Below are 21,369 nucleotides of genomic sequence, written 5' to 3'. Positions count from 1 at the left end.
GACGAGAGTCCGCCATGTACGAGCTGTCCCGGGTCCGCCTCTACTCCATCGGTCCCGCCGGTGCGCGCTACGCCGACACCGTGCTTGACCTGCGGGGTGTCGGCGAGCCCGTGCCCGACCCGGCGCCCATGCAGGCGGAGTTCTTCCAGGAGGAGCCGTCCGGCCCGCCGCGCCGGCCCGCGCCCGCCGGCGTGCTGTTCCTGGAGAACGGCGGCGGCAAGTCCGTACTCCTGAAACTGATCTTCTCGGTGATGCTGCCGGGCCACCGCAACACGCTCGGCGGCGCCAGCTCCGGTGTGCTGCGCAAGTTCCTCCTCGCCGACGACTGCGGCCACGTGGCCCTGGAATGGCAGCACGTGCTCACCGGCGAGTGCGTCGTCGTCGGCAAGGTCAGCGAGTGGCGCGGCCGGCAGGTCTCCAACGACCCGCGCAAGTTCGCCGAGGCCTGGTACTCCTTCCGGCCCGGCCCCGGACTGAGCCTGGACAACCTGCCCGTTGCCGAGTCCACCGCCGTACGGCCGCCCGTGGAGGGCAGCTCCGGCGCACAGGGACGCCGCCGCACCATGAAGGGCTTCCGTGACGCGCTCATGGAGGCCGGCAAGGCCTACCCGCACCTGGAGGTGCACTGGGAGGAGATCCACGACCGCTGGAACGAACACCTCGGCGACCTCGGTCTGGACCCCGAACTCTTCCGCTACCAGCGGGAGATGAACGCCGACGAGGGCGAGGCGGCCGGTCTCTTCGCGGTGAAGAAGGACTCCGACTTCACCGACCTGCTGCTGCGCGCGGTCACCGACACCCGCGACACCGACGGCCTCGCCGACCTCGTCAGCGGCTTCGGCAGCAAACTGGGCCGGCGCGCCGAACTGATCGCCGAACGCGACTTCACCGCCGGCTCGGCCGACCTGCTCGGCCGGATCGTGGAGGCCGCCGAAGCCCGCTCACGCGCGCGGGACATCCACACCGGCGCCGAGCGCCGTACCCGCACCCTGGCCCGGCGGCTGTCGGCGCGGGCCGTGCGCGAACGGGTCCGGGCCGCCGACCTCGCCCAGCGGGTCACCGCCGCCGCGTACGCCGTCACGCACACCGAGGGCGCGCGGGAGCGCAGCGCCCTGATCGCCGCCGAACTCGCCTACCGGCACGCCTCCCTGGCCCTCGCCGCCGCCGAGAAGTCCGCCGCGGCGCAGAAACGCGAGCTGGCCGACGCCCGCACCCTGCACGCGGCCTGGCAGGGCGCGGAGGCCGTGCTGCGCCACCGCGCCGCCGCCGACCGCGTCGCCCGCGTCTCCGCCGCCATCCAGGAGGCCGAACGGGACGCGGCCCCCGCCCTCGCCGCCCGCGCCAGGGCCGCCGTGGACCTCGTGCGCGCCCTGCACGGGGCCGCCGCGAGCGCGGAGGCCCTCGCCAACGAGGAGGAGGAGCGCTCCGCCGCTCTCCAGGAGGTCAGCGACACCGCCTACCGGGACTCCACCGCCGCCGCCACCGAGGCGCAGCGCGCCCGCAGCGAGACCGGGCACCTGCGCCAGCGGCTGGCCGAGGTCGAGCAGGAGACCGCCGAGGCGGTCCGCGCCGGCTGGCTCGACGACAGCGCCCCGGACGCCGACCCGGCCCGGGCCGCGCTCGCCGCCAGCGACGCCGAGAAGACCGCCGTGGCCGCCTGGGACACGGCCCGCGAGGCCGCCCGCAAGGCCACCGAGCACGCGCGCGAGGCGGCTGCCTCCGAGTCCCGCGCGGAGCTGACCGCGGCCCGCGCGGCCGACGCGGCGACCGCCGCCGAACGGGCGTACGAGGCGGAGCGGCGCCTGGCCGAGTCGCTGGCCGCCGAGGAACGCCTCGCGGAGCTGCTGAGCCTGCCGGGCACGCCGGGAGCGGCACGCGCGGGTGTACCGGGCCCCAGGAGGGGCTCCGACGACGGCACCCCGGCGGCCCCCGGGGACACCTCCCGCGCCCACGGTGACGGTCCGCTCACCGCCGTCGAACTCGACCGTTTCGCCGACGAGTTGCGCGAACTCCTCGACGACGCCGTGTCGAGGGCCGAACGGCACCTCTTCGACCTCCGTACGGCCGCCGCCGACGACGCCCGCATCCTCGGCGCCCTCGGCGACGGCGGACTGCTGCCGCCCGGACCCGACGTGCTCGCCACCGTGGAGTTCCTCGGTGAGCACGGCATCCCAGCGCTGCCCGGCTGGCGCTACCTCGCGCAGGCCGTCGACCCCGTCGACCACGCGCGCGTGCTGGCCGCCCGCCCCGAACTGGTCGACGGTGTCATCATCACCGACCCCGACACGCACGCACGTGCCCGCGAGGCACTGAACGCCGCCGCCCTCCTGCCGCGTTCCGCGGTGGCCGTCGGCACCGCCGCCGCGCTGCTCGCCCCGACCCCCGCCGCCGCCCCGGACGACGTCTTCCTCGTGCCGCCGAACCCGGCCATGCACGACGAGTACGCCGCCGACGAGGAACGGCAGACCCTGCGCGCCCGGGCCACCATGCGCGACGAGGAGATCCGGACCCTCGCCGCCCGGCTCGGCAAGGACCGCGAACTGGCCGCCCGGCTCGCCTCCTGGCGCACCGGCTGCCCCGCCGGACGCCTCACCGAACTCGCCCGGACCGCCGAGGAAGCCCGCGCGACCGCCGAGGAGAGCGAGGCAGCACTCGCCGAGGCGCGGACCGTGCGCGCGGAGGCCGACGAGGCCGCCGCCGAGGCCGTGCAGGTCCGCGACGAGCGGCAGGAAGCCGCCCAGAAGGCCCGCCGCGCCGCCGACGCCCTCGCCGGCCTCGCCTTCCGGCTCCGCGAGCGCGCCGGCTGGCAGGCGAAGCTGCGCGAACTCGCCGACGAGGCCACCGAGTCCGAGGCCCGCGCCCAGGCCTGCCTGGAGCGCGCCCGGGCCGCCGACGAGGACCGCCGCGCCGCCCAGCGCGCCGCCGACGACGCCCGCCGCACCGCGCGTGCCCTGCGCGCCGAGCGCGCGGAGATCGCCGGCGCCCCCGACGACGTACCGGCCGAGGACGCGGACGCGCCCAAGGCGTCCCTGCCCGCCCTGCGCGAGGCGTACCGGGCCGCCTCCCAGGTCTACGAGAAGGTCGGTGTCGGCGCCGACCTGCGCGCCGAACAGGCCCGCGCGGAGAGCGACGAGAGCGCCGCCCGCACCGAACTCGACCGGCTCAGCAACAAGGTCCGCACCCGCGCCGAGCAGCTGTTGCAGTCACCCGACGGCGCCGACGGGCCCTCCCGGCAGGCCGCCGCCGCGCGCGCGGAGGAACTGGTGCAACTCCTGGAGACCCGCGTGTCGACCGCGAGCGAGCAGCTCGGCCGGCTGCGCGGCGAGGCCGAGCGGCACGCGCCCGAGGACGGCGGGACGCACACCGGACTGGCCGAGGAACTCGTCCCGCGCGACGCCGAGCACGCCCAGGCCCTGCTGCGCACCGCCACGGCCGAACTCTCCGCCCGCACCGAGGCCCTGGCCGGGGCCCGCGAGGCGCACGCGGAACTGCTGGAGACCCACCGCGCCGCCGAGGACGCGGCCGGCGGCTTCGACGAGATCGCCGCCATGCTCCGCGACCTGCTGCGCGAACACACCCCCGACGAGGAGCAGGAGGAACCGGAGCCGTACCCCGGCACGCTGGAGGAGGCCCGGAACTCCGCCGCCGAGACCCGCCGCTCGCTGCGCGGCTGCGCCGGCGACCTCTCCGCCGCCGAGACGGCCGTACGCGAGGCGAGCGACATCCTCGTCCGGCACGCCAACTCCACGCGCTACGAGCAGGTCCGCACCCCCGCCCGGCAGCAGATCCGCGAACTGCCCGCCGCCGCGCTGCCCGAGCACGCCCAGAAGTGGGCGGACGCCTTCGCCCCCCGGCTGCGCGTCCTGACGGACGAGCTGGCCCAGCTGGAACGCAACCGCGACTCGATCGTGGACCGGCTGCGCGGACTCGTGGAGTCGGCCCTGGCGACGCTGAGGTCCGCCCAGCGGCTCTCCCGGCTGCCGGAGGGGCTCGGCGAGTGGTCCGGGCAGGAGTTCCTGCGCATCCGCTTCGAGGAGCCCGACCAGGCCGTCCTCACCGAACGGCTCGGCGAGGTCATCGACGAGGCCACCCGCGCGGCCGTGAAGAAGAACTCCGACCTGCGCCGCGACGGCATGTCCCTGCTGCTGCGCGGAGTGGCGGCGGCACTCCAGCCCAAGGGCGTGGCCGTCGAGATCCTCAAGCCGGACGCCGTACTGCGCGCCGAACGCGTCCCGGTCGGCCAGATGGGTGACGTCTTCTCGGGCGGTCAGCTGCTGACCGCCGCCATCGCCCTGTACTGCACGATGGCCGCGCTGCGCTCGAACGACCGTGGCCGGGACAAGCACCGGCACGCGGGCACCCTGTTCCTCGACAACCCGATCGGCCGCGCCAACGCGACCTACCTGCTGGAGCTCCAGCGCGCGGTCTCCGACGCGCTGGGCGTGCAGCTGCTGTACACCACCGGCCTGTTCGACACGACCGCCCTCGCCGAGTTCCCGCTGGTCATCCGGCTGCGCAACGACGCGGACCTCCGGGCGGGCCTGAAGTACATCAGCGTGGAGGAGCACCTGCGGCCGGGACTGCCACCCCAGCCCCAGGCAGGAGAGACGGTGCACAGCGAGATCACGGCGACCCGGATGTTCCGGAAGCCGGCACCGGCCACGAGCTGATCCACGCCGGCCCGGGGTGGCCGTACCGCCCGCCGCCCCGGCGCCGCGGATCCGTCCGGCCGGGTCAGGAGTGGGACAGCCGGCCGGTGCCGCCCCGCGGGGCTATCCGGTCCCGCGGAGCCGTCCGCTCCTGACGGCGGCGGGCGCGCCGCTCACGGCGGAGGGTCCGGGCGGTGCTGCTCGGCTCGGAGACCACGCCGTGCCGCTGGTTCCACACCTGGCGGGTCACCCACACGTCCACCACGGCCCAGGTGGCGGCCACGGTGCTCGCCACACTGCTGATCACCATGGGGAACGCCGGCCAGGAGCCGGCCATCGTGCACAGGAACGCCACCATCGCCTGGATGAGCGTCACCGATATGACGAGGACCGCCCGCACCGCCGCCGCCCGCACCGGGTCGGGCGTCGGGTGCCGGCGCGCGGGCTCCTCGATCCACAACGGCCGGTAATACTGCTGCTGATCGTCACCGGCGGCCTCACCGAGGCGCCGCTGCGCCGGAATGTCGGGATCCGAACCCTCCTGCCGCCCCCTCGTCCGTGAGCGCACCGCCGCGCTCTCCTCGGGCGCCTCGCGCCGCTCCACCGTGCCCATCACCGCGTCACTCCCCACCGCCAGCAGACCGCTCGCCCCGACGTCCGAAGACACCGCTACCCAGGGCCTGCCCGGCTTGCGCTGCTTTACGCCGCCGGGGTGCGGGACACGACTCCCGTGACCCATTCCGCCCCCAATTCCCGTAGAGGAGGACGAACGAGACCGCCCGAAGATTCCCGCCCGGCGAAAAGTTTCAGCCAACCCCCGGTCCTGGAGCCGCGGTCCTGTGCACCACGGGTGCCCGCAGGGCGGTGGCAATCTCCCGCAATGCCCGGACAACTCGTCATCTCTCGCCTGCGGTGCGGAAGTTCGCCCTCCGGACATGTCTTCGAGTTAACGGTGCCGCGGTAGTAGGCTCGCGCCGTTTGTTGACGGATATGTGCGCCCCCGGCCGGCGGGGGTCGAGCTGGGGGAGGCCATGCGCTTTCGCGGGAAGTCGATCCGCCGGAAGATCGTGGCGCTGCTTCTCGTGCCGCTGTTGTCCCTGACCGTCGTCTGGGGCTTCGCCACGGTACTCACGGGACGCGAGGTCGCCCACCTGTTCCGCGTGTCGGACGTCGTGGAGGACATCGGCTACCCCACCGAGGACACCGTCCGCGTCCTCCAGCAGGAGCGCCGTCAGACTCTCGTCTACCTCGCCGACCCCCGGGCCGCCGAGGCCCTCACGGGGCTGCACCGCACCCGCACCGCCACCGACCGGGCGATCGCCAAAATCCGGAAGAACGCCAGGGACCGCGACCTGCGCGACGGCATGGACGCCGATGACAGGGACGTCCTGACCAACGTGCTGGACGCCTTCGGGGGCCTCGACCCCCTGCGCCGCGGCGTCCAGGAGGGCACCGTCACCCGGGCCCAGGCCCTCGACGCCTACAACCGGCTCGTCGACCCCTGCTTCGTGCTGCTCGCCAACCTCGACGGCATCGACGACGTGGAACTCGACAAGCAGGCCCGTGCCCTGGTCAACGTCCTTCGCGCGCGCGAGCTGCTCTCCCGCGAGGACGCCCTGCTCGGCTCCGCCCTCGTGGTCGGCCGGATCACCGGCGAGGAGAGCCGCGACATCTCCGACCTCGTCGCCCAGCGCACCCTGCTGTACCAGATCAGTCTGCCGCTGCTGCCCTCCGACGAGTGCGAGCGCTATGAACGGGTCTGGAAAAGTGCCACCACGGCTCCGTTGCGCATGACCGAACAGACCGTCTCCGGCACGGAGTCCGGCACCCCCCGCGGTGTCACCGCCAAGAGCTGGGACGCCGCCGCGGCCTCCGCCCTGGACCAACTCGGCACCCTCGACGACCAGGTCGGTGACCGCCTCCAGGACCGTACGCACCCCGTCGCCGTCGGCGTCATCCTCCAGGCCGCCGTCTCGGGCTTCCTCGGACTGGCCGCCCTGCTGTTCTCGGTCGTCCTCTCCGTACGGATCGGCCGTCGCCTCATCCGTGACCTGCGCCAGCTGCGCATGGAGGCGCACGAGGCGTCCGGCGTCCGGCTGCCCAGCGTGATGCGCCGCCTGTCCGCGGGCGAACAGGTCGACGTCGAGACCGAAGTGCCGCGCCTGGAGTACGACAAGAACGAGATCGGCGAGGTCGGCCAGGCCCTCAACACCCTCCAGCGCGCCGCCGTCGAAGCCGCGGTCAAACAGGCCGAGCTGCGGTCCGGTGTCTCCGAGGTCTTCGTGAACCTCGCCCGCCGCAGCCAGGTGCTGCTGCACAAGCAGCTCACCCTGCTCGACAGCATGGAACGGCGGACCGAGGACACCGACGAACTCGCCGACCTCTTCCGCCTGGACCACCTCACCACCCGTATGCGCCGGCACGCCGAGGGTCTGGTGATCCTCTCCGGCGCCGCACCGTCCCGGCAGTGGCGCAGACCCGTGCAGCTGATGGACATCGTCCGCGCCGCCGTCGCCGAGGTGGAGGACTACGAACGCATCGAGGTCCGGCGGCTGCCACGGGTCGCCGTCACCGGCCCCGCCGTCGCCGACCTCACCCACCTCGTGGCCGAACTCCTGGAGAACGCCACGGTGTTCTCGCCCCCGCACACCGCCGTACAGGTCCTCGGCGAGCGGGTCGCCAACGGCTTCACCCTCGAGATCCACGACCGGGGGCTCGGCATGACGGCCGAAGCGCTCCTGGACGCCAACCTGCGGCTCGCCGAGACCCCCGAGTTCGAACTCTCCGACACCGACCGGCTCGGCCTGTTCGTGGTCAGCCGCCTCGCCCAGCGTCAGAACGTCCGCGTCTCCCTCCAGCCGTCACCCTACGGCGGCACCACCGCCGTGGTCCTCCTCCCCGACGCGCTGCTGACCGAGGACGTCCCGGACACCAACGGCGTCGGCTTCCGGCTGGACCGGGACCGCCCGGCCAAGGGCGCCGAACAGGCGGTGGGCCGTGCCGCCGGACACTCCCCGGCACCGCTCCAGCTGCCCGGCCTGCCGACCTCCCTGCTGGACGGCCCGGTCGAACTGGAGGCACCCGTCGACCTCGACGCCCTCGACGCCCTCGACGGCTTCCCCGGCGTCCTCGCGGACGAGGACAGCGAGCGCGGCGGCCTGTTCCGCCACCGCCGTCCCCGTCCGGCCCCCGACGACGAGGTGGCCGCCCCGCCGACCGGCCGGCCCCCGCACGACGGGACCGGCGACGCCGTACCGCTGCCCCGGCGGCAGACGCCCAAGCTCGTCAGTTCGCACGGCAGACCCGTCACCGAGCAGCGGTCCCGCCGCGGCGAACCGGACCAGCAGCCCGCCGCCGCGCCGCGCCGCTCCGACACGGGCGGCCCGGCCCCGCTGCCGGCCCGCCGCCGCGGTACGGGCCCGCTGCGCCCCACCGACCCCGCCGAAGCACCCGAGGCGTACCGGGCAGCTGACGCCGACGGGACGCCCGGGGTGCCGGAACTGCCCAGGCGGACCCGGACCGGCGCGGCCGGCCCCGGCGGCCCCGGCGACACGGCACCGCCGCACGACAGCACCGCCGCACCCGCGGGTGACCCGTCCGCGGAACCGGACACCGGGCCGCTGCCCCGGCGCGTACGCCAGGCCAGCCTGGCCCCCCAGCTCAAGCGGGCCACCGAGCGGCCGGCCGAGCGCGCGGGGGAGCCCGCCGACCGCGACGCCGACGAGGTCCGCAGCCGGATGGCCTCGCTCCAGCGCGGCTGGCAGCGTGGCCGCGAGGAGAACGCCTCGGGCGACGACGCCCGGAACGGCACAGCACCAGGAACGACTAAGGGGGACGGTCGATGACCGCACCGAAGGCGACCGGCCACACGGCGACGAACCAGAAGGAGTTGAACTGGCTCCTGGACGACCTCGTCGACCGGGTCGCCAGTATCCGCAAGGCCGTCGTCCTGTCCGGCGACGGACTGGCGACGGGCGTGTCCAAGGACCTCACCCGGGAGGACGGCGAGCACCTGGCCGCCGTGGCTTCCGGTTTCCACAGCCTCGCCAAGGGCGTGGGCCGCCACTTCGACGCGGGCAGCGTCCGCCAGACGGTGGTCGAGCTGGACGAGGCCTTCCTGTTCGTCACGGCCGCCGGGGACGGCAGCTGTCTCGCCGTCCTCTCGGACGCCGACTCCGACGTCGGACAGGTCGCCTACGAGATGACCCTGCTCGTCAAGCGGGTCGGCGTGCATCTGGGCACCGCCCCGCGCACCGACCTGTCCGCGGGCGGGTAGTGGGATGACATGAGCGCAGACGGTCAGGCAGGAAACCACTGGTTCGACGACGAGGCCGGACCGGTCGTCCGTCCGTACGCCATGACGCGTGGCCGCACCACGAGTACGGCCCAGCACCGCCTCGACGTGATCGCGGTGGTCGTCACCGAGCCCGGCACCGGGGACCCGGAAGCCGATCCGACCCTGTCGCCGGAGCATGTGGAGATCGTCGGGCTCTGCCGGGACACACCGCAGTCGGTCGCCGAGCTGGCCGCGGAACTCGACCTGCCCATCGGCGTGGTCCGCGTTCTCATCGGCGACCTCGTGCACGCCGAACTCGTCCATGTGACGCGCCCCGTGCCCCCGGCCGAGCTGCCGGACGAGAGCATCCTGCGCGATGTGATCAACGGCCTCCGGGCGCTGTGACCGGCGCGGGAGCGGGGCAGTGACGTGACCGGCAGACGGATCGGCCGCCCCGTCGGGGGCGGCGCGTTCGTCCAGCCCTCCAGTGGTGCCGGCGGCCGCGGCCGGCCGGCACCCGACCCCCATCAAGCAGGAGAAGAGATCGATGATCTTCGGGCGTTCTGAGCGCGGCAAGCCTCCGGTCGAGCCCGTCACGCTCAAGATCCTCGTGGCCGGCGGCTTCGGCGTGGGCAAGACGACCCTCGTCGGCGCGGTCAGCGAGATCAGACCGCTGCGCACCGAGGAACTGCTCACCGAGGCCGGGCGGCCGGTCGACGACACCAGCGGTGTCGAAGGCAAGCACACGACCACGGTGGCCATGGACTTCGGCCGCATCACCCTGCGCGAGGACCTGGTGCTGTACCTCTTCGGCACACCGGGGCAGGAGCGGTTCTGGTTCATGTGGGACGAGCTGTCCGAGGGCGCGCTCGGCGCGGTGGTCCTCGCCGACACGCGCCGCCTGGAGGACTGTTTCGCCGCCGTCGACTACTTCGAGCGGCGCTCCATCCCTTTCCTGGTCAGCGTCAACTGCTTCGAGAGCGCCGCCCGCTACCCGGCCGAGACCGTCCGTCAGGCCCTCGACCTGGACGAGGACGTACCCGTCCTGCTGTGCGACGCCCGGGACCGGGAGTCGGTCAAGGAGGTGCTCATCGGCGTCGTACGGCACGCCATGGACTACGCGGCCGACCGCCGCCAGGCCATCACCGGCTGACCGCGTCCACCCCCGTCACGGAGCGGCAGGCGCGGCCCGTACCCCCGCCGACCGGGGTACGGGCCGCGGTCCTGTGGGACGCGCCCACGCGCTTCCCTCGGCGCCGCCACGAGGCGATCGGAACCGGCGCTTCCGTACCGGACGCCGCCCGTGGCCACGTCCGCCGGAGGCGGGGCCGGTCCCCGCCGCCCCACCCGGCGCCCATGCCGGGCGTGCCGTCGCAGCCGCACCGCCCGGAGGGACGGGTCGTGGCGCAGGACAGACCTCTGCCGAAGGGCCTGATAGACCGAGAACGTACGGCGATGTCGGCTGACACCGGGAAGTGTTCACCGGCGCCCCCGGGGCGTCAAGGTTGCCGACGGCAACGGTGACACCGGCGTACCCACCGGGTCCGGCGGTGCGGGCAGGTGTCGACCCACGCGCGCGGGAGGGCGGTTCACCATCCCGGGTCGGCAGTGGCGTACCCGGCCTGCGCCGGGGCCGGTCCCGGGCTCCCGCGCCGGATCTCGTGGCCGGGGAACCCGGCGCGCCCGAGCACCCAGCTCGCACCGTTCAGCGACTTGGCGGCCTTCTTCAGCGGGGCGAGCTGGGCGGCGGCCTGGTGGTGGTCGCGCACGCTGCCCGCTCCGCAGACGACGGTCGCCAGGGAGAGCGTGACCGGCCGGCCGCCCGCCGACCAGGAGGCGCTGTCGAGCACCGCGGCGACCAGCGGGCGGAGCGCCTCCTCGTCGGCCAGCACCAGGAAGTCGTCCCCGCCGATGTGCCCCACGCGCGCGTGCCCCGGCACCGCCTGCTGGAGCGCCCGGCCCACCGCGCGGATCAGCTCGTCCCCCGCGGCGAAACCCGCGCCGTCGTTGACCTGTTTGAAGTGGTCGATGTCCAGCCAGCTGAGCGCGAACGGCCGCCCGTCGGAGATCCGCCGGTCCACCTCGCCGACGATGGCGTCCGAACCGGGCAGCCGGGTCAGCGGGTTGAGCCCGGCCGCCTCCTCCACCCGGCTCTCGGCCAGCGCCCGCACGAGGTCCGCCAGCCGTACGACTCCCACGCACCGGCCGCCCTCGTCGACCACCGCCACGTCGTCGGAGGTCCGGTCCCGGCCGCCGACCGCCACCACGTCCAGCACCTCCCAGGCCGTCGCGCCGGCGCCGACCGTGCGAGGCGCGTCCCCCAGCTTGACGGCCGGCCGGTCGGCGTACAGGGCGTGCCCGTAACGGCCGGACATCGACAGCAGGAAGCGCGAGCGGTGCACCGACCGCACGGGCCGCCCGGCGCGGTCCACCAGCAGGACTCCGGAGACGTCCGGGGACCCGGTGAGCAGCGCCCGCACCTGCCCCGCCGACGCGGTCACCGGCAGCATGGCAGCGGGGCGCACGAACTCCCGCACCGACGGCCCGGAGCGCGGGGCGGCCGGGGCACCGGGAACCTGCGGCGGAACGTACACGTCCGCGACGGGGATCCGGGCCGGCGGCGCGAACAGCTCGCCCTGGGCCAGCTGCGCGCCGGCCGACAGCGCCACGGCGTACTGCCGTTCGGTCTCCACGCCCTCCACCGCCACCAGGGCGCCCAGTTCCTCGCACAGCGTCCGCATCGCCCGCACCGCGGCCGGCCGCGCCAGCAGGCACGCGTCGAGCTTGACCAGATCGGGGGAGAGGTCGGTGAGCAGCCTGAGCGGCACGTCGCCGTCACCGATGCCGTCCGCGCTGATCCGGAATCCCTGCTCGCGCAGCGAGGCCACCGCCTCCAGCAGGGCCCGCTGCGGCACGTGCGTGCAGGGCGGGACGATGTCGACCGTCACCTCCCACGGCAGCCGCCCCGCCGCGCGCACGGCGTCGTGCAGCGGTGTGAGGCCGCCGAGGTCGGCGAGCGTCGCCGCGAACACGTTCAGGTGCAGCGGCAGCAGCGTCTCCTTGCGCGCCGCGGCACGGAACGCCAGCACGGCCAGCCTGCCGTCCAGCTCCGGATCGCGGCGGGCCTCGGCGAGGACATCACCGCTCTCCGGGCGGGCGAGCGTCTCCAGCGCCGCGACCGCGCCCGTCCTCAGGTTGACCACCGGCTGGAAGGCGAAGCGCAGAGTATCCGTCCAGGAGTGCACGGCAGCATCCTGGCGCCGCCCGCGCACGCCCAAGCCCAGTTCATGAGACGTTCACGCGGCATTCCGGGCCGGTCACACAGCGTGGGCGCCCCAAGTCGCGGCAGCGGATGTCCCCGCGTGGGAAGAAGACCGGGCCGCAGGCCGGTTCACGTGAACCGAACGGCCCCGTACGGCGTCGTGGTAGAGGAAGGGTGGCCGGGATCGACGGGGGTGATTCCGGCCACCCTTTCTGTTTCGCTCATTCCCGGTACATCACCGGCGGAAGACGTCCGTCCCCTGATCGGATACAGTCCGCGCGTGTCCGAAACTCAGCATCCGACTGTCAACTCCGCGCCGAATTCACACTGTTCGAGCTGCGGAGCGCCCTACGGAGAGGGCATTTCCGGCTGGCCCCGCACCTGCCCGTGCTGCGGAACCGTCGCCTACCACAACCCGCTGCCGGTCGCCGTCGCGCTCCAGCCCGTGTACGACACGAAGGGCGCCGCCCTGGTCGTCATCACCCGGACCGTCGCCCCCGCGCGCGGAGGCACGGCCCTGCCCGGCGGCTACATCGACGACGGCGAGGACTGGAAGCAGGCCGTCGTACGCGAACTCGGGGAGGAGACCGGCATCGACGCAGCCGCCCGGGACGTGCGGCTCGTGGACGCCATGAGCTCGTCCGACGGGCACCTGCTGCTGTTCGGGGCCCTGCCCGAACGCCCGGCCGACGGACTCCCGCCCTTCGTGCCCACGACCGAGACGGACGGCCGGCACCTGCTGCGCAGGCCGGAGAAACTCGCCTTCCCGCTGCACACCGCCGCGGTGCAGGCGTGGTTCGAGGGCCGCTACGTCTGAACGGGGCGCCGCAGCCGAGCCGCCGGGGCCGCCATGTCTGAGCGGGCGCCACAGCCGAGCCCCCGGGGCCGCCATGTCTGAGCGGGGGCCGCAGCCGAGCCCCCGGGCCCCGCTGAGTCCGACCCGGGCGCCTCAGCCGAGCCCCCGTACGCGCACCGGCCAGGGCGGCTCACCCCCGCCGCCCTCCCGGTCCCGGGTGACCACCACCCGGTCGCCCTGTCGGCGGGCGACGTAGCGTTCGATCTCCGGGTCGTCCCACCCGTCGTCCGCGTCCGGCACGACCAGCCCGCCCCCCGTGCGCCCGGGCGCGGGCGCCCAGACCTCCAGCTCCAGCCCGCCGCCGGCGCCCCGCACCGGCAGCACCGCCCCCGCGCGCGCGAACACGGGTATGCGTGACAGCGGCGCCTCCACGCGGACCTGTGCCGGGCCCTCGTAGACCTCCTCCGTCACCGTGTCGTACCAGCGGCCCCGCGGCAGCCGCACCGCGCGCCGGCCGGTCCCGGAATCCAGGACCGGGGCGACCAGCAGGCCGTCGCCCAGCAGGAACGCGTCCTCGCAGTCGCGCAGCGCCCGGTCCTCCGGCGCCGCCCACCACAGCGGCCGCACATAGGGCGCACCGGTCCGCCGCGCCAGATGCGCGAGGGTCAGGAAGTACGGCAGCAGCCGCCGCCGTTCGAGCAGCGCCACGCGCGCGTGCTCCAGCACGTCGGCACCGAAGTCCCAGGGGTCCCCGCGCCCCGCCCGCGGATGCGTGTGCGTACGGAACAGCGGCAGATACGCTCCGAGCTGCAACCACCGCAGATACAGCTCCGGTGACGGACCGCCGTCCCGACCGCCGACGTCCGGACCCGAGTACGGCACCCCGCACAGTCCCAGCCCGAGCACCTGCGACAGCGCCGCCCGCAGCCCCGGCCAGCCAGGCGCCACGTCCCCCGACCAGATGCCGCCGTACCGCTGTGACCCCGCCCAGCCCGAGCGCGAGAACTGGAACGGCCGCTCCCGGGGCGACGACGCGCGCAGCGCCTCGTAGCCCGCCCGCGCCATGCACAGCCCGTACAGGTTGTGCGCTTCCCCCTGATCGTCGCCCCGCCCGTCCAAGGCGTACCGGACGCCGCACGGCATTGGCTCGTGCCCGTCCTGCCAGAATCCGGCGAAGCCCTGCCCCAGCCGCTCCGCGTACGGACCGCCCCACCACGCGTCCGTCTCGCCGGCCCGCGCCGCACCCCGCACCGTGCGGTCCCCCGCGTCCCGTACGAACACGTCCACGGCCGGACCGATGTCGTGCCCGGCGTCGCCCGGTTCCGCCCGGACCGCCGCGCCGACGACCGACACCAGCCGGATCCCGTCCCGGCGCAGCTCCTCCGCCAGCACCGACAGCTTGGGAAAACGCTCCTCGTCGACAGCGGACACCCGGCCGTCGTCACGACCGACATCGAGGTGTACGGCGTCCAGCGGCAGCCCCCGTTCCTGATACCCCGCGACGACCCGGCGCACCTCCTGCTCACCGTCCGGGCCCCACCGCGCGTGCTGGTGGCCCAGCGCCCACGCCGGCGGCAGCGGGGGCGCCCCGGTCAGCGCGGCCCACGCGTGCAGCACGCGCGCGGGAGTGCCCACCACGACCCAGCAGCGCAGCGGACCGCCGTCCATCCGCAGCTCGCAGTGCCCCGCCCGGTCGTGCCCGGACCCGGCCCCCTCCTCTCCCTCCCGAAGCACCACGGTCCCGTCCCAGGTGGTGTCGTGGAACACCAGATGCGTGCCGGCGTCGGCCACCACCAGTTGCACCGGCATCGTCGGATCCAGCCGTTCGTCACCCGCCCCGGACGCGCGGCCGGGAGCGGCGTTCCCCAGCCGGTACACGCCGTCCCGGAGCCGGGGCCCGCACGCGCGCCCACCCAGGCCGAAGAACCGGGCGTCCGCCGCCACCTCCGCACGCTGCACCCACCGGGCCGCACCCCCGCCGACCGGCTCCCACCAGCGCGGCGGCAGATCCCGCCGCAGGGTCACCCCGCCCGGCGTGCACACCTCCACCGCGCCGTACCGCGAGACGACGACCGTCATCCGCTCGGCCACCACCCGCCAGCCGCCGTCCTTGTCCGGCTCCAGCACCGCCCGCGGATCCGGCTCGGGACCGCTGCCCACGAGCGCGTACGACGGCTGCGGACCGGAGCCGTCCCATCCCCAGAAGACCGCCCCGTTCACCGCCACGACGATCCGCAGCTCCGAGCGGCCGAACCGGATCAGACCGCCCCCGGGGCCCGGCTCCACGCCCTGCACCTGCCCCGGCACACGGGCCCGCTCAGGCCCCCGAGGTGCCGGCCCGGCGGCGTCGACACGCCTCCCGCGCCAGGCGGCCCGTACGGTACGCAACCCCCGAGCAGCCCACCCTGAACCGACCACATTCACCGAACGCACCAGGTCACGACCGTCCATGCTGCTCACCCTGCCACTGAGCGACCCACGCGCGTGCGGCGTTCAACTGCCGTTCACCCGTGCCGGCACCACATCTTCATGACACGGACTATGTGGGGGACACCCTGGTGCGGAAATCGATCACATGGCATCGTCCCTGTCAGCCGCGTCACGCGCACACCCCAGCCCGTGCGCGGACCGACGCCCACGACGCGCACAGCCCGGGAGCCACCCCATGTCGACCGCGAACCCCCAGCCGCTCTGGCAGCCCGATCCCCAGCGGATCGCCCAGGCCCGCATCACCCAGTTCCAGGCATGGGCCGCCGCACACCACGGCGCCCCCGCCGACGGCGGCTACCCGGCCCTGCACCGCTGGTCCGTCGACCAGCCGGACACCTTCTGGGCAGCCGTCACCGAGTGGTTCGACGTGCGGTTCTCCACGCCCTACGCGCGCGTGCTCGGCGACCGCGCCATGCCCGGCGCCCACTGGTTCCCCGGAGCCACCCTCAACTACGCCGAACACGCCCTGCGCGCCGCGGCCGACCGCGCCGACGAACCCGCCCTCCTGTACGTCGACGAGACCCACGAACCACGCCCGGTGAGCTGGTCGGAGCTGCGCCGCGAGGTCGGCTCCCTCGCCGCCGCGCTGCGGACCCTCGGCGTACGCCCCGGCGACCGGGTCAGCGGCTACCTCCCCAACATCCCGCAGGCCGTCGTCGCGCTCCTCGCCACGGCCGCCGTCGGCGCCGTGTGGACCTCCTGCGCCCCCGACTTCGGCGCCCGCAGCGTCCTCGACCGGTTCCAGCAGGTCGAACCCGTCGTCCTGTTCACCGTCGACGGCTACCGCTACGGCGGCAAGGAGCACGACCGCCGGGAGACCGTCGCCGAGCTGCGCCGCGAACTGCCCACCCTGCGCGCCGTCGTCCACATCCCGCTGCTGGGCACCGAGGCACCCGAAGGCGCCCTGGAGTGGGCGGCACTGACGACCGGGGACACCGAGCCGGTCTTCGAACAGGTCCCGTTCGACCATCCGCTGTGGGTCCTGTACTCCTCCGGCACGACCGGCCTGCCCAAGGCCATCGTCCAGTCGCAGGGCGGCATCCTGGTCGAACACCTCAAACAACTCGGCCTGCACTGCGACCTCGGCCCCGAGGACCGATTCTTCTGGTACACCTCGACCGGCTGGATGATGTGGAACTTCCTCGTCTCCGGCCTGCTCACGGGCACCACGATCGTCCTGTACGACGGCAGCCCCGGCTACCCCGACACGGGCGCCCAGTGGCGGATCGCCGAACGTACCGGAGCCACCCTCTACGGCACCTCCGCCGCCTACGTCATGGCCTGCCGCAAGGCCGGCGTCCACCCCGCCCGCGACCACGACCTGTCCAGGGTGAAGTGCGTCGCGACCACCGGCTCCCCGCTGCCCCCCGACGGCTTCCGCTGGCTGCACGACGAGGTCCGCGACGACCTGTGGATCGCCTCCGTCAGCGGCGGCACCGACGTCTGCTCCTGCTTCGCCGGAGCCGTACCCACCCTCCCCGTGTACACCGGCGAACTCCAGGCACCCGGCCTCGGCACAGACCTCCAGTCCTGGGATCCGAGCGGCAAGCACCTGGTCGACGAGGTCGGCGAGCTGGTCGTCACCAACCCCATGCCCTCCATGCCGATCCACTTCTGGAACGACCCCGACGGCAGCCGCTACCACGACAGCTATTTCGGCACCTACCCCGGCGTCTGGCGCCACGGCGACTGGATCACCCTCACCTCGCGCGGGACCGTGATCATCCACGGCCGCTCCGACTCCACCCTCAACCGCCAGGGCGTCCGCATGGGCTCGGCCGACATCTACGAGGTCGTCGAACGCCTGCCGGAGATCAGGGAGTCCCTCGTCATCGGCATCGAACAACCCGACGGCGGCTACTGGATGCCGCTGTTCGTGCACCTCGCACCGGGAGCCACCCTCGACGAGCCACTCCTGGACCGGATCAAGCGATCCATCCGCGAACAGCTCTCACCCCGCCACATCCCCGACGAGATCATCGAGGTGCCCGGCATCCCGCACACCCTTACCGGCAAGCGCATCGAGGTCCCGGTCAAACGCCTGCTGCAAGGAACCCCCCTGGAGAAGGCGGTCAACCCCGGCTCCATCGACAACCTCGCCCTGCTCGGCTTCTACGAGGACCTCGCCCGCAAACGCGCCTGACCCACTGGAGCATCACCCTCCGCATCCGCGTCCACGCCGCAGAGAGCGCCCCTGACCTGCGCAGACGCTCCCATCGCCGATCCTCGACCACCGGCGGCACCGCCGTTGTCAGTGCCGTCGGTTACGGTGAGTGAGCATTGATCGACCGCGCACCAGGGGGAAACATGGCGCACACCGACCACCAGACCATGCGACGCGTCCTGCGCCGCGAGATCGCCGGCACCATCGGCGTGCTCACCGACGAACACGACTTCCGCGTCATGCGGCGCTACCGCAGCTTCACCTTCGACGACCACACGGCCTACCTCCAGCAGATGGAGACCGTCCTGCGCACCCGCGCCGCCCAGGGCAGCCACACCACCCTCGCCCTGTTCGACCCCGAGGACTACGCCGCCTACTGCGCGGACACCGGCCTGGACCCGGAAGCCCCGGCCAGCCGCACCCGGTTCACCGCGGAACTCGCGGCCACCGGCCCCACCGTCCCCTACGACGGCCGACCCCTCGCCGACCTCCTGCCGGCCCTCGTCGACGAAGCCGTACGCCAGGCCACCTGGGAGTACACCACCACCCTCCTGACCCGCCTCGGCCCCTGCCCCACCTGCGGCGAGGACATCGGCAGGGCGGCCTTCACCCGCGCCGCCGACCTGGTGGTCCGCATCCTCGACACCGCACCGCCCGGTGACCGGCACCTGGTCTGCACCGTCTCCGCGGCCCCGGACACCCTCGCCGTCGTCCTGCACGGCGACCAGGACCCCCACGGCGCGTCCCGCCTGGACGAGGCCGAGGCCCTCGAGTTCACCGGCGTCCTCGCCCTCGGCCTCGCGACCCGCAGCCCCGGCGGACTCGTCATCCGCACCACCGCCCCCGGCACGGCCGACCAGGTCTACGGCTGGCGACTGCGCACCGGCGCCCTGGAACCCCTGACCGCGTCCGAGGTCTTCGACGCCTACTGCACGGACGTCGACACCGGTGACCTGATCTCCCCGGAGTCCAACGTCGACTACCGCGAACCCCCCGACCTCGGAGCGGACAGCACGGCACCGGACCACCGCCACTGAGACCCGGCGACGGCCGGACAGACACCGAGGGGCGCCCCACCCGAAGGCAGGACGCCCCTGACCCCGCACGCCGGAGGCGCGCCGGTACCGCTACTCGCCGGACAGCACCGCCTGAGCCGCGCCGCGCGCCTCCTCGGCACTGTCCGTCGCACGCGCCGCCGCCGCGGCCCGCTCGCACTGCGCCAGCGTGTACTTCGCCAGCGTGGCCCGGACGTAAGGGATCGACGCCGCACCCATGGACAGGGAGGTGACACCCAGACCGGTCAGCACACACGCCAGCAGCGGATCGGACGCGGCCTCACCGCACACCCCGCAGCTCTTGCCCTCGGCCCTGGCCGACTCGGCCGACAGCGCCACCAGGTCGAGCAGCGCCGGCTGCCACGGGTCCTGGAGCCGCGACACCGCACCCACCTGCCGGTCCGCGGCGAACGTGTACTGCGCCAGATCGTTGGTGCCCAGCGACAGGAACTCGACCTCCTGAAGGATCGAACGCGCCCGCAGCGCGGCCGACGGGATCTCCACCATCGCGCCGAACTTCGCCCGCAGCCCCGCCTCCCGGCAGGCGTCCGCGAACGCCTTGGCGTCCCTGCGGTCCGCCACCATGGGCGCCATGACCTCGAGATAGACGGGCAGCCCCTCCGCGGCCCGCGCCAGCGCGGTCAACTGCGTGCGCAGCACCTCGGGGTGGTCCAGCAGCGTCCGCAGGCCCCGCACGCCCAGCGCCGGGTTCGGCTCATCGGCCGGCGTCAGGAAGTCCAGCGGCTTGTCGGCGCCCGCGTCCAGCACACGCACGACCACACGGCCCTCGGGGAACGCCTCCAGCACCTGCCGGTAGGCCTCCACCTGCTTCTCCTCGGAAGGAGCGTTCTTGCTGTCGTCCAGGAACAGGAACTCGGTACGGAACAGGCCGACACCCTCGGCCCCGGCCTCCACTGCCGCCGGCACGTCCGCGGGCCCGCCCACGTTCGCCAGCAGCGGCACCTTGTGCCCGTCCGCCGTCGCACCGGGCCCGGTCGACGCGGACAGCGCGGCCCTGCGCTCGGCGGCCGAGGCCTCCAGCGCGGCCTTCTTCTCGTCACTGGGGTTCACGAAGACATCGCCGGTGCTGCCGTCCACGGCCACCACCGTGCCCTCGGCCAGCTCACCGGCACCCGGCAGCGCCACGACGGCCGGTACACCCAGCGCCCGCGCCAGGATCGCGCTGTGACTGGTCGGCCCGCCCTCCTCGGTCACGAAACCGAGCACCAGAGACGGGTCCAGCAACGCCGTGTCCGCGGGAGCCAGGTCCCGGGCCACCAGCACATAAGGCCGGTCACTGTCCGGGACACCCGGCATCGGAACGCCCAGCAGACGGGCGACGATCCGGTTGCGCACGTCATCCAGGTCGGCCACGCGGCCGGCGAGGTACTCACCCGCACCGGCCAGCAGCTCCCGGTACGCCGCGAAGGCGTCGTACACGGCACGCTCGGCCGTGCTGCCGACGGCGATCCGCCGGTCGACGTCCGCCATCAGTTCGGGGTCCTGCGCCATCATGGCCTGTGCCTCCAGCACGGCCTGCGCCTCACCTCCCGCCAGGTTGCCGCGTGCCGTCAGGTCGGCGGCGACCGCGTCCACGGCCTGACGGGCGCGACCCTGCTCCCGCTCCGCGTCCTGCGGGGGGATCTGCTTGGCCGGCGGCTCCAGCACCGCCGTACCCATGTGCCGAACCTCGCCGATCGCCACACCATGGCTCACGCCGACGCCTCGCAGCGTTGTCTCCATCTCACCCGTCTCCGATAGTGCGGCAGGTCCCGCCGCGGTGGTTGTGCTGTCGGCCGTCCTGCGACGGCACTGCCGTCAGTTCCAGGAGAAGAGGCCGTCGCCGGTCTTCACGTCACCGCTGTCACGGAGGTCGGAGAGGGACTCGGCGGTGGCTTCGAGCGCGACGACCGGGCACACCGGCGACTTGCCGGCGGCCTCGACCGACGCGGGGTTCCAGCGGACGATGCTCTGGCCGCGCCGCACGGTGTCGCCCTTGTCGACGAGCAGCTCGAAGCCCTCGCCGTTGAGCTGGACGGTGTCGATGCCGAGATGCGTGAGCACGCCGCGCCCGCTCTCGTCGACCACGACGAACGCGTGCGGGTGCAGGGAAACGATGACGCCGTCCACGGGCGCGACGGCCTCGGAGGGCTCGCGCACGGGGTCGATCGCGGTACCCGGGCCGACCATGGCCCCGGAGAAGACCGGATCCGGCACTGCGGCCAGTCCGATGGCCCGTCCAGAGAGAGGGGACGTCACGGTGATCATGGGAAGCCTCCCAGGAGTGGAGCTACTCGCGGGCCGTCACCGGTACTCCCGAACGGCGCGTTGAGCAGCAGGGTATGTCATGTGAAGTGGTGGTTCCGTATGGAAGCTAGCAGCTAGTGGTCTAGACCACCAACCCGGGAGATTTGCCCCTGCTCCAAGGCTCCGTGTACAGTCGTAACCCTGCTCGGGACGGAGCGGCGCGCAACAGTGTCCTCACCTGGCAGAACCCAAACTCGTCAGATCCTATCCCTGGATCTCCTTCTGCGTGCTCGCAGGGGAGTGGTCAGGGAGAGGGAAAAACCCTGGTAGAGTTTGAAACGCAAGACCGAAGGGAAGCGCCCGGAGGAAAGCCCGAGAGGGTGAGTACAAAGGAAGCGACCGTTCCTTGAGAACTCAACAGCGTGCCAAA

At 73.7% G+C, this 21,369-nt stretch carries 13 protein-coding genes; 8 read left to right on the top strand and 5 right to left on the bottom strand.

Going from position 1 to position 21,369, the window contains the following annotated elements; genetic code table 11:
• Window positions 1–14 precede the first annotated feature (14 nt).
• Window positions 15–4,670, top strand: coding sequence for a hypothetical protein (locus AB0F03_RS07670; RefSeq protein ID WP_361987558.1), 4,656 nt, complete (start codon window positions 15–17; stop codon window positions 4,668–4,670).
• A gap of 64 nt (window positions 4,671–4,734) precedes the next feature.
• Here the strand turns inward: AB0F03_RS07670 and AB0F03_RS07665 are convergent, their stop codons facing one another.
• A complete protein-coding gene (locus AB0F03_RS07665; RefSeq protein WP_361988211.1) occupies window positions 4,735–5,262 on the bottom strand; it encodes a hypothetical protein in 528 nt (175 codons plus the stop codon).
• 418 nt (window positions 5,263–5,680) lie between these two features.
• Here AB0F03_RS07665 and AB0F03_RS07660 point away from each other — a divergent pair, with 418 nt between their 5' ends.
• The 4 genes from AB0F03_RS07660 to AB0F03_RS07645 all read left to right on the top strand — a co-directional run bounded on the left by AB0F03_RS07660 (window position 5,681) and on the right by AB0F03_RS07645 (window position 10,078).
• Window positions 5,681–8,494, top strand: a complete 2,814-nt coding sequence (locus tag AB0F03_RS07660; protein ID WP_361987556.1) for a nitrate- and nitrite sensing domain-containing protein — start codon at window positions 5,681–5,683, stop codon at window positions 8,492–8,494.
• Entirely contained in the window at window positions 8,491–8,925 is a 435-nt protein-coding gene (locus AB0F03_RS07655) for a roadblock/LC7 domain-containing protein (protein WP_361987554.1), read from the top strand. Before AB0F03_RS07660 ends, AB0F03_RS07655 begins: the two co-directional genes overlap by 4 nt.
• A gap of 9 nt (window positions 8,926–8,934) precedes the next feature.
• Entirely contained in the window at window positions 8,935–9,330 is a 396-nt protein-coding gene (locus AB0F03_RS07650; RefSeq protein WP_361987552.1) for a DUF742 domain-containing protein, read from the top strand.
• 142 nt (window positions 9,331–9,472) lie between these two features.
• Window positions 9,473–10,078 (top strand): ATP/GTP-binding protein, encoded by a 606-nt coding sequence (locus AB0F03_RS07645; RefSeq protein ID WP_361987550.1) that lies wholly within the window; start codon window positions 9,473–9,475, stop codon window positions 10,076–10,078.
• Window positions 10,079–10,514: 436 nt separating this feature from the next.
• On the opposite strand, the gene AB0F03_RS07640 is transcribed toward AB0F03_RS07645, so the two are convergent.
• Window positions 10,515–12,170, bottom strand: coding sequence for a GGDEF domain-containing protein (locus AB0F03_RS07640; protein WP_361987548.1), 1,656 nt, complete (start codon window positions 12,168–12,170; stop codon window positions 10,515–10,517).
• Between the two features lie 297 nt (window positions 12,171–12,467).
• Here AB0F03_RS07640 and AB0F03_RS07635 point away from each other — a divergent pair, with 297 nt between their 5' ends.
• A complete protein-coding gene (locus AB0F03_RS07635) occupies window positions 12,468–13,004 on the top strand; it encodes an NUDIX domain-containing protein (RefSeq protein ID WP_361987546.1) in 537 nt (178 codons plus the stop codon).
• A 132-nt stretch (window positions 13,005–13,136) separates the two neighbouring features.
• Here AB0F03_RS07635 and AB0F03_RS07630 read toward each other — a convergent pair whose 3' ends face one another.
• Window positions 13,137–15,434, bottom strand: a complete 2,298-nt coding sequence (locus AB0F03_RS07630; protein ID WP_361987544.1) for a glycoside hydrolase family 31 protein — start codon at window positions 15,432–15,434, stop codon at window positions 13,137–13,139.
• Window positions 15,435–15,648: 214 nt separating this feature from the next.
• On the opposite strand from AB0F03_RS07630, the gene AB0F03_RS07625 reads away from it, so the two are divergent.
• Window positions 15,649–17,616 carry an acetoacetate--CoA ligase gene (locus AB0F03_RS07625; protein WP_361987542.1) on the top strand — a complete coding sequence of 656 codons (1,968 nt, stop codon included), beginning with the start codon at window positions 15,649–15,651 and terminating at the stop codon, window positions 17,614–17,616.
• Between the two features lie 164 nt (window positions 17,617–17,780).
• On the top strand, window positions 17,781–18,674 hold the full coding sequence (locus AB0F03_RS07620) for a hypothetical protein (protein WP_361987540.1): 894 nt from the start codon (window positions 17,781–17,783) through the stop codon (window positions 18,672–18,674).
• Between the two features lie 90 nt (window positions 18,675–18,764).
• Here AB0F03_RS07620 and ptsP read toward each other — a convergent pair whose 3' ends face one another.
• Together ptsP and AB0F03_RS07610 are read right to left on the bottom strand one after the other, a co-directional pair.
• Window positions 18,765–20,435 (bottom strand): phosphoenolpyruvate--protein phosphotransferase, encoded by a 1,671-nt coding sequence (gene ptsP / locus AB0F03_RS07615; protein WP_361987538.1) that lies wholly within the window; start codon window positions 20,433–20,435, stop codon window positions 18,765–18,767.
• A gap of 75 nt (window positions 20,436–20,510) precedes the next feature.
• Complete coding sequence (locus tag AB0F03_RS07610) at window positions 20,511–20,960, bottom strand: PTS glucose transporter subunit IIA (protein ID WP_361987536.1); 450 nt, start codon at window positions 20,958–20,960, stop codon at window positions 20,511–20,513.
• Between the last annotated feature and the right edge of the window lie 409 nt (window positions 20,961–21,369).

It is taken from the genome of Streptomyces sp. NPDC028722 (genome assembly GCF_040637655.1).
Taxonomy (GTDB): Bacteria; Actinomycetota; Actinomycetes; order Streptomycetales; family Streptomycetaceae; genus Streptomyces.
The sequence above is the reverse complement of the archived record's forward strand: the minus strand, read 5'-3'. Positions and strand labels throughout refer to the sequence as shown.

What these genes read in the sequence shown, in the direction of transcription:
- AB0F03_RS07670 (WP_361987558.1), top strand. Translation starts at nt 15, where the DNA reads ATGTACGAGCTGTCCCGGGTCCGCCTCTACTCCATCGGTCCCGCCGGT.
- AB0F03_RS07665 (WP_361988211.1), bottom strand. Translation starts at nt 5,262, where the DNA reads ATGGGCACGGTGGAGCGGCGCGAGGCGCCCGAGGAGAGCGCGGCGGTG.
- AB0F03_RS07660 (WP_361987556.1), top strand. Translation starts at nt 5,681, where the DNA reads ATGCGCTTTCGCGGGAAGTCGATCCGCCGGAAGATCGTGGCGCTGCTT.
- AB0F03_RS07655 (WP_361987554.1), top strand. Translation starts at nt 8,491, where the DNA reads ATGACCGCACCGAAGGCGACCGGCCACACGGCGACGAACCAGAAGGAG.
- AB0F03_RS07650 (WP_361987552.1), top strand. Translation starts at nt 8,935, where the DNA reads ATGAGCGCAGACGGTCAGGCAGGAAACCACTGGTTCGACGACGAGGCC.
- AB0F03_RS07645 (WP_361987550.1), top strand. Translation starts at nt 9,473, where the DNA reads ATGATCTTCGGGCGTTCTGAGCGCGGCAAGCCTCCGGTCGAGCCCGTC.
- AB0F03_RS07630 (WP_361987544.1), bottom strand. Translation starts at nt 15,434, where the DNA reads ATGGACGGTCGTGACCTGGTGCGTTCGGTGAATGTGGTCGGTTCAGGG.
- AB0F03_RS07625 (WP_361987542.1), top strand. Translation starts at nt 15,649, where the DNA reads ATGTCGACCGCGAACCCCCAGCCGCTCTGGCAGCCCGATCCCCAGCGG.
- AB0F03_RS07620 (WP_361987540.1), top strand. Translation starts at nt 17,781, where the DNA reads ATGGCGCACACCGACCACCAGACCATGCGACGCGTCCTGCGCCGCGAG.
- ptsP (WP_361987538.1), bottom strand. Translation starts at nt 20,435, where the DNA reads ATGGAGACAACGCTGCGAGGCGTCGGCGTGAGCCATGGTGTGGCGATC.
- AB0F03_RS07610 (WP_361987536.1), bottom strand. Translation starts at nt 20,960, where the DNA reads ATGATCACCGTGACGTCCCCTCTCTCTGGACGGGCCATCGGACTGGCC.